The 13,626-nt window shown below is 62.4% G+C and carries 10 protein-coding genes, 1 pseudogene and 1 riboswitch; of the genes and pseudogenes, 10 read left to right on the top strand and 1 reads right to left on the bottom strand.

Going from position 1 to position 13,626, the window contains the following annotated elements; genetic code table 11:
• Positions 1-8 precede the first annotated feature (8 nt).
• Entirely contained in the window at positions 9-230 is a 222-nt protein-coding gene (locus tag CUJ84_RS12465; protein WP_105008172.1) for a DUF1127 domain-containing protein, read from the top strand.
• Positions 231-333: 103 nt separating this feature from the next.
• Positions 334-1,631: pseudogene (locus CUJ84_RS12460) on the top strand (adenylate/guanylate cyclase domain-containing protein).
• Between the two features lie 28 nt (positions 1,632-1,659).
• Here CUJ84_RS12460 and CUJ84_RS12455 read toward each other — a convergent pair.
• Positions 1,660-3,450, bottom strand: a complete 1,791-nt coding sequence (locus CUJ84_RS12455) for a chloride channel protein (protein ID WP_105006434.1) — start codon at positions 3,448-3,450, stop codon at positions 1,660-1,662.
• A gap of 260 nt (positions 3,451-3,710) precedes the next feature.
• Positions 3,711-4,107: riboswitch (cobalamin riboswitch) on the top strand.
• 347 nt (positions 4,108-4,454) lie between these two features.
• Between CUJ84_RS12455 and cobU the strand changes: the two genes are divergently transcribed.
• From cobU to CUJ84_RS12410, 8 genes are all read left to right on the top strand, one after another.
• Positions 4,455-4,979: a bifunctional adenosylcobinamide kinase/adenosylcobinamide-phosphate guanylyltransferase gene (gene cobU, locus CUJ84_RS12445; protein ID WP_105006433.1), complete on the top strand. Its 525-nt coding sequence runs from the start codon at positions 4,455-4,457 to the stop codon at positions 4,977-4,979.
• Positions 4,980-4,983: 4 nt separating this feature from the next.
• The gene (gene cobW / locus CUJ84_RS12440; protein ID WP_105006432.1) at positions 4,984-6,033 is read left to right on the top strand and encodes a cobalamin biosynthesis protein CobW; all 1,050 of its coding nucleotides are present in this window, start codon (positions 4,984-4,986) and stop codon (positions 6,031-6,033) included.
• Between the two features lie 4 nt (positions 6,034-6,037).
• A complete protein-coding gene (gene cobN, locus CUJ84_RS12435) occupies positions 6,038-9,952 on the top strand; it encodes a cobaltochelatase subunit CobN (RefSeq protein WP_105006431.1) in 3,915 nt (1,304 codons plus the stop codon).
• A complete protein-coding gene (gene cobO, locus CUJ84_RS12430; RefSeq protein WP_105006430.1) occupies positions 9,949-10,599 on the top strand; it encodes a cob(I)yrinic acid a,c-diamide adenosyltransferase in 651 nt (216 codons plus the stop codon). The genes cobN and cobO overlap by 4 nt, the downstream gene beginning before the upstream one ends.
• Positions 10,600-10,725: 126 nt before the next feature.
• Positions 10,726-11,283: an RNA ligase family protein gene (locus tag CUJ84_RS12425; protein WP_245457469.1), complete on the top strand. Its 558-nt coding sequence runs from the start codon at positions 10,726-10,728 to the stop codon at positions 11,281-11,283.
• Positions 11,284-11,389: 106 nt separating this feature from the next.
• On the top strand, positions 11,390-12,046 hold the full coding sequence (locus tag CUJ84_RS12420; protein ID WP_105006429.1) for an isochorismatase family protein: 657 nt from the start codon (positions 11,390-11,392) through the stop codon (positions 12,044-12,046).
• A 62-nt stretch (positions 12,047-12,108) separates the two neighbouring features.
• On the top strand, positions 12,109-12,528 hold the full coding sequence (locus tag CUJ84_RS12415) for a cobalamin biosynthesis protein (RefSeq protein ID WP_105008169.1): 420 nt from the start codon (positions 12,109-12,111) through the stop codon (positions 12,526-12,528).
• 72 nt (positions 12,529-12,600) lie between these two features.
• On the top strand, positions 12,601-13,554 hold the full coding sequence (locus CUJ84_RS12410; RefSeq protein WP_105006428.1) for a nucleoside hydrolase: 954 nt from the start codon (positions 12,601-12,603) through the stop codon (positions 13,552-13,554).
• Positions 13,555-13,626 lie beyond the last annotated feature (72 nt).

Raw genomic sequence — 13,626 nt, 5'->3', positions numbered from 1 at the left:
GGATCACAATGAACGAGAAGCTCTTGTCCGGCGCGGTCGAGGTGCGACTGCGCAAAGTGATGGCGCTGCTTACCTCTCCGCTGCGCGCCCTTGTCGTCCGGCGGCGCAGGCGATCGGCGGCAAATCAGCTTGGCGCCTTGCCAGATCACATGCTGAAAGACATTGCCGTGTCGAGGGGCGAAATACCCTTCGTCGCCTCCCAGGATGCAGACTGGAGCAGGTTCCGCTAGTGTCTCACGGCGGGCGTCCGCATCGGGCGTAAAACCTCGCAGTGCGTCGATACCGGTATCAATCTCTCTGCCATCTGCCCTACGGTTGTGGTGGCTGAGCTCGATGGCTAGAAACATCGGTTTGGTCGGGCTATCACTGGATGTCGTGGCGACCCGGTTCGGATTGCCGCCCATTTGCCCGATTTGCCATCTTAAGATTGTGGCGGCTCATGTGGAGGTTTGAAAATTAACAATCATATTCAGTGGCTTATAGAACATGGAATCACGGCCGAGCATATAGCCGTGCTGATAGCCGGATTGTGCGATCGGCTGATCGCGGATGGCTTTCCGATCTGGCGGGGAAGCATTTCAATGCCGTCTATTCATCCCATGTATGGCGGCGTCTCGGCCAATTTCGTGCGCGGCGGTGCGACCACGATCGAGAATGCCGAATATGGCACTGCAGGAGTGCTGAATTTCGAAAAGACCCCGATCTATTTTCTTTTGGGCCGTGGCGAAACGTCAGGTCGCTGGAACATCGCCAAGGGTGAGGGTGTCGATGACTACCCGCAGCTTGCGGAATTCGCGCATAGCGGCGGCACGGATCACCTGGTCAGCCTGCTGGAGTTCCCGAAGGAGGCTGCGCTACGCGGAGTCAGTCTGTCTCTCACAAGCGACAGGCCGGGCGGATTTTCTGATGATCAACTGGCGATCGTCGCGAAGCTCTTCCCGGCGCTGGGGCTGGCTTGTTACCGTATCGCGGCAACGAAAACCGCATCGGATATCCTCGCCGTCTATACAGGCGCCAAGACAAGTGCACGCATCCTTGCAGGCGATATTCAGAGGGGAAAGGGAGGGGCGATCAATGCTGCGATCCTGCTTGCGGACCTGAGAAACTTCACGGCGCTGACCGAGGTTTATCAGCCGGGCGAAATCGCCGGGTTTCTGAATGAACATTTCGAGCTGATCGGCTGGCATGTCGAGGAAAATTCGGGCGAGATCCTCAAGTTCATGGGTGATAGCGTGCTGGCGATCTTTCCGACCGATGCTGAAGATCCGCAAAAGGCCTGCATGGCCGCACTGGCTTCCGCAAAGAATATTCTGGAAGCCAACAAGGTGCTGAACGGTCAGCGGAGGAATGATGGAGGTCCTGACATCGGCGTCGATGTCGTGCTGCATCTCGGCGAGGTCTTCTACGGAAATATCGGCGCACGCGGCAGGCTTGATTTCACGGTGATCGGCAGCGCCGTCAACGAGGCTTCGCGCCTCGAAAAACTCTGCAGCACGCTCGGACATCACCTTCTGATGTCGGAAAGCTTCGCCGTCACCTGCGCCGTCGCCAACGAATGTCTGGGATCCTTCGAGTTGCGCGGGGTTTCGAAAGCGGTAAACGTGTTCAAGCTCGCCGACGCCGTATCCTGAAGCGTCGATCCGATGGCGCGACGACGGATCAGATCTCGCCTGAGACCTCGCGGCGGCGGCGGTCGAGTTCTTCGCTGTAGCGGCGCAGCGTATAGCTTTCGCTGAGCTGGCCGATCACCTTGCGTTCGATCAGGTTGTTGACGACGGCGAGCGCTTCGCTTTCGCTCTTGTCGAAGATCGCCGCCGCCTGCCTGGCATTCATCTGCGGCTGCAGGAAATCGTTGCGGTAGCGGATGAAATCGGCAAGCGCCTTGCCCTCGTCCTGGGCGTCGGTCGGATTGGCGTAGATCTCCGGCACCAGCACAAGGCCCGCATATTTGTCGCTCTCCTCGACGAGGATGACGCGCTGGGTCGAGCCGATCGGGAAGGCCTGCTTGAATTCCTCCAGAGAGATGCCCGCCCTTGCCGTCTTGACGTCGGCGCGCATCAGCTTGTCGACCGTCAGGTTGCGGATCCATCCGACGTCATGGGCGCTGCGGATGCTTTCGCCGCGAAGATGAAAGCGCCAGGTGGCGAAGGAGTAACCGAAGGTCGAACGCACGACGAGCGAGGAGGTGATGACGGCGGCGAGCACCAGCGCCGTGATCGGGAAATCGCCGGTGATTTCGAGCGCCAGGAACGTCATGGTCAGCGGCCCGCCGATGACGGCGACGGCGAGCGAACTCATGCCGACCACGGCATAGATGACGGGCGTCAGCGTCGCATCGGCGAAATAGGGGCCGCAATAGGCGAAGAGCTTGCCGAGCAGGGCGCCCATGAACAGCGAGGCGAAGAACAGCCCACCCCTGAAGCCGGAGCCGATCGAGATCGCCGAGGCGAAGGATTTCAAGAGGAAGAGGCCGATCAGCGTCGGGATTGCCACCTCACGGGAAAGATTGAGATGCAGCGCGCCGTGGCCGGCCGAGAGCACCTGCGGCGAGATCATCGCCAACAGCCCGACGATGATGCCGCCGAGGGCCGGGCGGAAGGGGGGGGCGATCGAGCTCTTGCGCGCCAGCTCTTCGACAAAGGCGACGCCCTGCATGATCAGGATGCCGACACCGGCGCAGAAAGCACCGAGCAGCAGTGCCGGGATATAATCGGCCGGCACGACCGAGCCGAAGCTGCCGATATCGATGGTGAAATCGCTGCCGGCAAGCAGCCTTGCGATCAGGGTGGAGACAAGGGCAGAGACGACGACAGGCGTCAGCGACACGATCGTATAGGTGCCGATGATCAGCTCGAAAGCATAGAAAGCGCCAGTCAGCGGCGCGTTGAAGGCGGCGGCGATGGCGCCCGCCGCGCCGCAGCCAACGAGGGTGCGCAGGTCCGAGCGGCGAAGCTGCAGCTTCAGGCCGAATTTCGAGGCGAGCCCGGCGGCAAGCTGGGTATAGCCGGCCTCCAGGCCGACCGAGGCGCCGAAACCGTTGGAGATCAGGTTCTGCACGGCAACGATGATGCTGTCGGTCAAGGACAGGCGGCCGCCATGCAGCGCATTGGCCTCGATCGGGTCGACCATCGGCTTCTTGCGCCGTTTCGCCAGCACCAGCAGCAACAGGCCGAGCAGGGCGCCGCCGATGACGGGGGCAGCGAGCAGCAGCATCTTGTTCTCGATCTCGGACGAGCTCAGCCGCTCGCTGTCGGCGATGCCGAAGACCAGCTGATGCAGCTCGTTGGAGACGTAACTCATGCCGGTGACGGCGAGACCCGAGATGATGCCGACGACGGCGCCCGCCAGCGACAGGCCGACCTCGCTACGGCGGGTCAGCGCCCGCAGGCGTCCCGGATCGAAGAAAACACGCAGCGCACGAAAACGGCGCCGATCCAATTTCATAAGCATGGCTAGACAACTAGGCGGGGAGAGGCCCGGTCAAGGGCAGAGATGGTCGCGCAGTCCGCTTGCGACGCAATTGCGGCGAAAAGCCGGCGGCTGGGATAAATTTTTTATGACGTAAGTCTCTGATAAATGACGATATTTTAGGTAGGGTAAGTCGTGTTTGAGTGGCAACGCCTCGTAGCCGGTGATCGAGCGGCCGCCAAGCCCGGTTGACTTCATCCCTGAGCTTGCCTAACCATCCCGATAACGGATGGTCGACTGACCATCCTGATATAACGGATGGTTCCGGATCGGTGTTGCGCCCTTCCGGATGAAAAGGGAATGTGACGGGGCGGACCCAAGCCGGGCGCCTTCATCACAGCCGACCCCGCGACTGTAGAGCGGTCAGGGTCTTCCATCCGGCATCAAGCCCTTCCGGCTCGGAGCCTGCAATCGTGCGGGCGGGCGGGACAGGCGATATGTCGGAAAAGCCACTGGATATGCATGGTGATCAACCGGGGTCGGACGCCTCTCAAGTCTACGAATCGTCCACCTTTTCACTGATGCAGCCGGGAAGGCGAGGATGATCCGCTGGCACGATCAGGGCGACCGGTTTCCGGTCTGCCCCGATCGCGGCCGATAACCGCGAGCCAGGAGACCTGCCATGCGTGCCGGGCGAGAGGCCCACACCTGGGCGCTATGCCCGTTGCCAGCACGGAGGTTGTCTTGGCTGAACGATTGAATTCAGCGCGGCCTGGTGCGGCGCGATCAAGTGGTGCCTTTTCGGTGCCTTTTGCTGCGACGCGTTTGGGACGCACTTTCCACTCCTCCCTCATTCCTGCGCTCGGGCTCGACCCGAGGGATGTCACAGGAATCCAGTGTGCCCAAGTCCTTGGGCACGGAAGAATCATCTCATGGCAGCACAGAGTCATTCACGGCGCGGACGCGCCGTGGCTGGATTCCTGTGACAAGCACAGCAATGAGGGAGCGTGGTGGTACGCCGCGGTTCCTCTGGAGGCCGCCTGCGCATGACGGCGTCCCCATCCAACACCGTCTTCATCCTCGGCGGCGCACGCTCCGGCAAATCCCGCTTCGCCGAAGACCTCGTGACGGCAAGTGGCCTCGATCGCCACTACCTTGCCACCGGCCGTGCCTGGGACGAGGAGATGCAGGCGCGCATCACGCAACACAAGGCCGATCGCGGTCCGTCCTGGACGACGCATGAAGAGCCGCTCGACCTCGTCGGCAAGCTTACCGCCATCGACGGCGAGGGGCGCATCGTGCTGATCGATTGCCTGACGCTCTGGGTCACCAATCTGATGATCGAGAAGCGTGAGATGGCGGCGGAGTTTGCAGCCCTTGCCGATTTCCTGCCCGCCGCGAAGGCGCGGCTCGTTTTCGTTTCCAACGAGGTCGGTCTCGGCATCGTGCCGGACAATCGCATGGCGCGGGATTTTCGCGATCATGCCGGCCGGCTGCATCAATCGATCGCGGCGAGGGCCGCCGAAGTTTATTTCATCGCGGCAGGCCTGCCGCTGAAAATGAAGGGTTAAGTCCATGAACCAGCAGAAGATTCCCGCAACCGTCATCACCGGCTTCCTCGGTGCCGGCAAAACGACGATGATCCGCAACCTGCTGACCAATGCCGGCGGCAAGAAGATTGCGCTTATTATCAACGAATTCGGCGATCTCGGCGTCGACGGCGACGTGCTGAAGGGCTGCGGTGCGGAGAATTGCACCGAGGACGACATCATCGAGCTGACCAACGGCTGCATCTGCTGCACCGTTGCGGACGATTTCATTCCGACGATGACGAAGCTGCTCGAGCGCGAACAGCGGCCCGACCATATCGTCATCGAGACCTCGGGCCTTGCTTTGCCGCAGCCGCTGGTCGCCGCCTTCAACTGGCCCGACATTCGTACCCAGGTGACCGTCGACGGCGTCATCACGGTGGTCGATAGTGCTGCCGTTGCCGCCGGCCGCTTCGCCGACGACCATGATGCGGTCGATGCGCGCCGCGCCGAGGATGAATCGCTCGATCACGAAAGCCCGATCGAGGAGCTGTTCGAGGATCAGCTGACCTGCGCCGACCTCATCGTGCTCAACAAGACAGACCTGATCGATGCGGCGGGCCTTATCAGGGTGCGAGGCGAGGTCGCCTCCCGCACGGTGCGCAAGCCTGTGATGATCGAGGCGCGGAATGGCGAGGTGTCGGCTGGCATTCTGCTCGGCCTCGGCGTCGGCACGGAGGACGATGTCGCCAATCGCAAGTCGCATCACGAGCTGGAGCATGAAGACGGTGCGCCGCACGACCATGATGAATTCGACAGCTTCGTCGTCGATCTCGGCCCTATTGCCGATCCCGCCGGCTTCGTCGATGCGCTGAAGGACATCATATCAGCCCATGACGTGCTGCGTCTCAAGGGTTTCGTCGATGTTTCAGGCAAGCCGATGCGCCTGCAGCTCCAGGCCGTCGGCAGCCGCGTTGACCATTATTTCGACCGCGCCTGGGTAGCCGGAGAAAAGCGCGGCACACGCCTCGTCGTCATTGGCCTGCACGAAATGGACCAGGGCGCTGTGAGGGCGGCGATCGAAGCGCTGGCATAGACCGATGCATCTGCTTCTGGCCCAGCAGGGAACGATCAGCGACGGCGAGGAGGCAATCGACCTTGGGCAGACGCCGGGCGACATCCTGTTCCTGTCGGCGGCCGACACCGAGCTTGCCGCGATCGCGGCGGCCCATCGCGATCTCGGGGCGGCGCCGTCGGTTCGGCTCGCCAGCCTGATGAGCCTCAAGCATCCGATGTCGGTCGATACCTATGTCGAGCGCACGGCACGGCATGCCAAGCTGATCATCGTGCGTGCACTCGGCGGCGCCAGCTATTTCCACTATGCGCTGGAGGCGCTGCATGCGGCAGCGGCCCGCGCCGGTTCGCTGATCGCGGTGCTGCCGGGCGATGCCAGGCCGGATGCGGGGCTGGTGCCGTTTTCGAATATCGGGCTCGGCGATCTCAACGCGCTCTGGGCCTATCTGATCGAGGGCGGCGATGCCAATGCGCGGGCGTTTCTCGATTATGCTGGGGCGATGCTCTCAGGCGCCGAGAAACCGGCGCCGGCGGTGCCTTTGATGAAGGCTGGTATCTGGTGGCCGGGGCGGGGACTGATCGGGGTCGAGGAGTGGCGGCGGGTTGCTGCAGAGATGTCTTCGGGTGCGGGGATGGTAGCGGACGAGGGATTTGCCCGCCCGACAGTCGCCATCAGCTTCTACCGCGCCCTGGTGCAGAGCGGCGAGACCGGGCCGATCGAAGCGCTTGTCGAAGCGCTGGCCGCACTCGACCTCCGCCCGCTGCCGGTCTTTGCCTATAGTCTTAAAGATCCGATTTCGACCGGCATTCTTGAAAGCGTATTTTCGGCGTTGAAACCCGACGTCGTCATCAACACGACGGGCTTTGCGGTCTCGGCACCGGGTGCAGACCGGCAGCCGACAGTGCTGGAGGCGAATGAGGCGATTGTGCTGCAGGCGATCCTGTCGGCCTCGTCGAGGGAGGCATGGGCAGCTTCCTCGCAGGGCTTGTCGGCGCGCGATCTCGGCATGAACGTGGCACTGCCTGAAGTCGATGGCCGGGTGCTGGCTCGGGCGATCTCCTTCAAGACGGCGGCGCGCTACGATGCGCTGGTCGAGACGAATATCGTCGCCAGCCAGGCCGATGCCGGCCGGGTGCGCTATACGGCGGAGCTTGCCGCCAATTGGGCGCGGCTGCGGAAGACTTCCGCCGGCGACCGGCGCATCGCGCTCGTCATGGCGAACTACCCGAACCGGGACGGCCGGCTCGGCAACGGCGTCGGTTTGGATACGCCGGCCGGCACCGTCGAGGTGCTGAAGGCTATGCGGGTGGCCGGGTATCCGGTCGCCGAGATTCCCGCCGACGGCGATGCGCTGATCCGGCACCTGATGCAAGGGCCGACCAATTCCGGTTCCGATGGAAAGATCATCCGCGAGACGCTTTCCCTGAGTCTGTACAACAGCTTCCTGGAATCTCTTCCTAACAAGATTCAGGATGAGGTGAGAGCCCGCTGGGGCGATCCCGTAGATGATCCGTATGTTCGCGAGGGCGTCTTCGCCCTGCCTTTTGCCCGTTTCGGCGATGTGCTGGTCGGCATCCAGCCGGCGCGCGGCTACAATATCGATCCGAAAGAGAGCTATCATTCGCCGGATCTCGTGCCGCCGCACGGTTATCTCGCCTTCTATGCTTTCCTGCGCGAGAAATTCGGCGCTCATGCCGTCATCCATATGGGCAAACACGGCAATCTCGAATGGCTGCCGGGCAAGGCGCTGGCGCTGTCTGAAAGCTGTTATCCCGAGGCGATCCTCGGGCCGCTGCCGCATCTCTATCCCTTCATCGTCAACGATCCGGGCGAGGGCACACAGGCGAAACGCCGCAGTGCTGCCGTCATCATCGATCACCTGACGCCGCCTTTGACGCGCGCCGAAAGCTATGGGCCACTGAAGGATCTGGAGGCGCTGGTCGACGAATATTACGAGGCGTCGGGCGGCGATCCCCGCCGCATTCGTCTGCTCAGCCGGCAGATCCTCGAGCTCGTTACCGATATCGGCCTCGACAGGGATGCCGGCATTGCCAAGGGGGAAAGCGAGGGCGAAGCGCTGAAGAAGCTCGACGCCTATCTCTGCGACCTCAAGGAAATGCAGATCCGCGACGGGCTGCATGTGTTTGGTGTGTCGCCGGAGGGGCGGCTGCTGACCGATCTGACGGTGGCGCTGGCGCGGGTGCCGCGCGGGCTTGGTGAGGGTGGGGATGCGAGCTTGCAGCGGGCGATCGCGGTGGATGCGTTCGGAAACCCCTCCCCAACCCCTCCCCACAAGGGGGAGGGAGTTGCTGGGCGCACCGTCTCAACATCAGTTTTGGTCGCAGAGGTTGCCGCAAGCGCAGCGGTAGGCCCCTCCCACCTGTGGGGAGGGGCTGGGGAGGGGTCTTCTTTCGATCCCCTCGACACCGACATGGCAGCCGTTTGGACCGGCCCGCGTCCTGATATCCTCACAGATATTCTCGACGCCCCATGGCGAACCAACGGCGACGCTGTCGAGCGTATCGAACTGCTGGCAGCAAAGTTCGTTTCCGGCGAAATGGAGTGCCCGGCGAACTGGAAGGCTACGCAGGCTGTACTCTCCGAAATCGAAACCCGCCTCAAGCCCTCCATCCTCGCCTGTGGCCCCGCCGAAATTCACGGTCTACTCAACGGGCTCGACGGCCGCTTCGTCGCGCCCGGTCCCTCGGGCGCGCCGACGCGCGGGCGGCCTGACGTCTTGCCGACGGGGCGGAATTTCTATTCGGTCGACAGCCGCGCAGTGCCGACGCCCGCTGCCTACGAACTCGGCTGCAAATCGGCTGAGCTGCTGGTGCGCCGCTATGTGCAGGATCATGGCGAATGGCCGGTTTCCTTCGGGCTGACGGCGTGGGGCACGTCGAACATGCGCACCGGCGGTGACGATATCGCCCAGGCGCTGGCGCTGATCGGCGTCAAGCCGCTCTGGGACATGAGTTCACGCCGCGTCACCGGCTACGAGATCATTGCGCCGGCGATGTTGCGACGGCCGCGGGTCGACGTGACGCTCAGGATCTCCGGCTTCTTTCGCGATGCTTTTCCCGAGCAGATCGCGCTGTTCGACAAGGCGATCCGCGCCGTCGGCGCGCTGGAGGAGGATGCTGGCGATAATCCCATTGCCGAGCGGATGCGCAGCGAGGCGGCGCGGCTTGCGGCTGCAGGTCTTGACGGAAAGACGGCGGCGCGCCGGGCGGGCTACCGGGTCTTCGGTTCGAAGCCTGGTGCCTATGGCGCCGGATTGCAGGCGCTGATCGACGAGAAGGGTTGGGAACGGCGCGCCGATCTCGCCGAGGCCTATCTCGTCTGGGGCAGCTATGCCTATGGCGCCGGCGAGGAGGGCAAGGCCGAACGCGGTCTGTTCGAGGAGCGGCTGCGCTCGGTGCAGGCGGTCATTCAGAACCAGGACAATCGCGAGCACGACCTGCTCGACAGCGATGACTATTACCAGTTTGAGGGCGGCATGGCGGCGGCGTCCGAACAGCTCTCCGGTGCGCGTCCCTCGATCTATCACAACGACCATTCAAGGCCGGAAAAGCCGGTGATCCGCTCGCTGGAAGAGGAGATCGGCCGCGTCGTGCGCGGGCGTGTCGTCAATCCGAAATGGATATCGGGCGTCATGCGCCACGGCTACAAGGGGGCGGCAGAGATCGCCGCCACCGTCGATTATCTCTTCGCCTTTTCGGCGACGACGGGTGCGGTCGGCGAGCATCATTTCGAGGCGGTGTACCAAGCTTTCGTTGCCGATCCCGGCGTGCGCGATTTCATGATCGAAAAGAACCCTGCGGCATTCGACGAGATGAAGGAGCGGCTGCTGGAGGCGATCGACCGCAGCCTCTGGACGCCGCGCAGCAATTCGGCCCGGTTCGACCTGGCTTCTACTCAACAGATTGAGGTAACCCAATGAGCGACGAGACCCCTGATAGCGAGATCGCAGACGGCGGAGCTGGCAAGGATGATGCGCGCCACGCCGAGAAGATGGCGAAGAAGAAGGCCGCGCGCGATAAGATCATGGCGACCAAGACCGACGGCAAGGGCCTGATCATCGTTCACACCGGCAAGGGCAAGGGCAAGTCCTCGGCCGCCTTCGGCATGATCTTCCGTCATATCGCCCACGGCAAGCCGTCGGCCGTCGTGCAGTTCATCAAGGGCGCGATGTGGACCGGCGAACGCGACCTGATCGAGAAGCATTTCTCCGACCTCTGCCAGTTCCACACGATGGGCGAAGGCTTCACCTGGGAAACGCAGGACCGCGCCCGCGATGTTGCCGCCGCCTCGGCCGCCTGGGAAAAGGCCAAGGAGCTGATCCGCGACGAAAGCAACTCCATGGTGCTGCTGGACGAGATCAACATCGCGCTGCGCTACGACTATCTCGACATCAACGATGTCGTCGCCTTCCTGAAGAGCGAGAAGCCCGCCATGACGCATGTCGTGCTGACCGGCCGCAACGCCAAGGAAGAACTGATCGAGATTGCCGATCTGGTGACCGAGATGGAACTCGTCAAACACCCCTTCCGCTCCGGCATCAAGGGTCAGCCGGGCGTGGAGTTCTGAGGTTATGGCCCAAAGCTACCCTTGTGTTGTGTGCTTGCGAACGGTTATGCCTTCGTCACCATGAAGAAATACGGTCGTACCTATCACCTTCCGATGTCGCCCGGAGCGACAAGTGACGACAAGGTCATGACGATGCTTGACGGCCTGATGGTCGGAGATCTTCTTATTACCGAGAAAATGGATGGTGAGAACACGACCATTCATCGGGGTGGGTCGCACGCCCGTAGCCCCGATAGCCGTTATCATTCGTCGCGCGATTGGCTTAAGGCTTTTGCTGCCGGGATAAGCTCGCAGCTGGCAGACGGCGAACGCATCGTCGGCGAGAACCTCTATGCCCGGCACGCGATCGGTTATGTTGATCTGCCGTCTTATTTCCTCGGCTTTGCATGGATTATCGACGGTGAAGTCCAATCCTGGGATCTGACTCTGGCCCGGTTCGAAGAACTGGGCATCGTTCCGGTGTCGACTCTCTATCGAGGGCCATACAGAGCCGGTCTATTCGAGGATATTGCGGCCTTGCTTGATAAGACCAGGCAGGAGGGGTTTGTGGCTCGGATCGCCGACGCGTTCCCGGAAGCAGACATGCCGGTGCGGATGGGCAAGTATGTGCGGGACAATCACGTTCAGAGCGAAACGCACTGGATGCAGTCGGAACTCATCCCGAATCGTCTGGCAGATGCCTGACTAGGGCATCGAACATGGATCAAATACCGGTCGCGGCTTGGTGATTTGACAGGCGGATGGCTTATTCGGACATTTGCCGCGATCCCTTGCTCCGGAGAATACCATCATGAAAACCAAGGCTGCGGCCGCATTCGCCGGCTCTCTTTTGATTGCCGTTTTCGTCTCATCCGGCGCCGAGGCGACGATCATCGATGACTGGAGCACGGTGAAGGCGCCGGCTGCTCCTGTTCTGAAACCGGTCGATCTGAAGACGTCGGATACCGCACTTCTGCTTCTCGATTTCAATGGCGCGCAGAACCCGGAGAAAGGGCCGTGCAACACCAAGACCAAGCAGCGCTGCATCGCTTCGCTGCCGAAGGTCGAAGAGCTGATGAAAGAGGCGCGCGCGAGCGGCGTTCCCCTCGTCTACAGCATCACCGGCGGCGCGACCTCGGGTGATATCGCCACGGTGCTGGCGCCGAAGGAGGGCGATCGGGTCGTGCAATCCGGCGCCAACAAGTTCATCAACACCGATCTCGAAAAGATCCTGAAGGACAAGGGCATCAAAACAGTCATCGTCACGGGCACGGCCTCGGAAGGCGCGGTGCTGAATACGGCCGCCTATGCGGCGCTGAAGGGCATGAACGTCGTCCTGCCGGTTGACGGCATGTCCTCCACCAATCCCTATGCCGAGCAATATGTCGCCTGGCATTTCGCCAATGCGCCCGGCGTTTCGGCCAAGACGACGCTGACTGCGATCGACGAGATCAAGTTCGGCAAGTAAACGCCGAGCCAAAGATGCCGCAGGTCTGTGTCTTGGGTCCGATGCGTGTTAGGGACCAGATCATGAGTGACGTGAAATTCGACGGCCTTCGGCCTCTGGTGCTCGGGCTCGGCTGCGAGCGCGGCGCGCCGGTGCACGAGGTGCTGGCGCTCGCTGAATGGGCGTTGCGGGAGGCGGGCGCAGGTGCGGAGGCGCTTGCCGCCATCGCTTCGATCGACAGCCGCAAGAGCGAGCCAGCGGTGCTTGCGGTCGCCGCTCATTTCTCCGTGCCGGCGGTGTTTTTTGCTGCCGCGCGGCTAGAGGAGGAGACGCCGCGGCTGAAGAACCCATCGGAGATCGTCTTTGCCCGCGTCGGCTGCCATGGCGTTGCCGAGGCGGCAGCGCTAGCGGCTGCCGGCGCCTCGGCCGAGCTTGCCGTCGCCAAGATCAAATCTGCGCATGCGACGGCGGCAGTCGCCCGCATCCTGTTGCAGAATGGCTGACGGGCGTTATGGTGGCGGCATTTCGTAGCGCGGTGCGGCGCCATCGCGAAGACAGCATATAAAGGAACATTCATGCACAAGGTCATCTATGACACCGACCCTGGCGTCGACGACGCCATGGCGCTTCTCTTCCTGCATCGTCATCCCGAAATCGAGCTTCTCGGCATCACCACGGTCTTCGGTAATGCCTCGGTCGAGACGACGACGCGCAATGCGCTTTTCCTCAAGCGCGAATGGAATATTCCGGCACCCGTTTCCAAAGGCGCCAGCGTCACCATCGATTCCGCGCGCGCGGAGCGGCCGTGGCCGGCGATGGTGCATGGCGAGAACGGCCTCGGCGATATCGACGTGCCCGAGACGATCGACCTGCCGCTCGATCCGCGCCCGGCGCATCGCTTTATCATCGACACGGTGCGCGCTCATCCGGGCGAAGTGCGACTCGTCGCCGTTGGCCGAATGACCAATCTGGCGCTGGCGCTGAAGGAAGATCCCGAGATTGCGACGCTGGCCAAGGACGTCGTCATCATGGGCGGCAATTTCTATGTGCCGGGCAATGTCTCGCCGGTGGCCGAGGCCAATATCCACGGTGATCCTGAGGCTGCCGACATCGTCATGACCGCGCCCTGGAAGGTGGCCGTCATCGGCCTCGACGTCACCGCGATCACCACGATGAGCCGCAGCTATCTCGGCGATATGGCGGCTAAGGGCGACAAGGCGGTCAAGCAGCTCGACGCACTCTCGCAGTCCTACATCGATTTCTACAAGCACGCGGTTGAAGACGGCATGATGGTGCATGACAGCTGCGCCTGCGTCTATGTCGTGGTGCCGGAGCTGTTCTCGTCAATATCGGGTGCGGTACGTGTCGTCTGCGGCGGCATCGCCGATGGCCAGACGATCGTCAGGCCAGATGGGCGGCGTTTTCCGCCTGATGGCGCTTGGGATGGCTTGCCGAGCCAGATCGTCTGCACAGGCATCGAGTCGGAAAGGGTCCTGGATCTCATCCGCAATACGCTGCTTGCAGCCTGACAAGCTTGAAGGCCGGCAGCATCGCGGCCGGCCCTCGGGATATATTGCAATATATTCATCGCGTTGTGCGGG

This window comes from Rhizobium leguminosarum (assembly GCF_002953715.1).
Taxonomy (GTDB): domain Bacteria; phylum Pseudomonadota; class Alphaproteobacteria; order Rhizobiales; family Rhizobiaceae; genus Rhizobium; species Rhizobium leguminosarum_V.
Note: the sequence above shows the minus strand (reverse complement) of the source record. Positions and strands in the feature narration are given on the sequence as shown.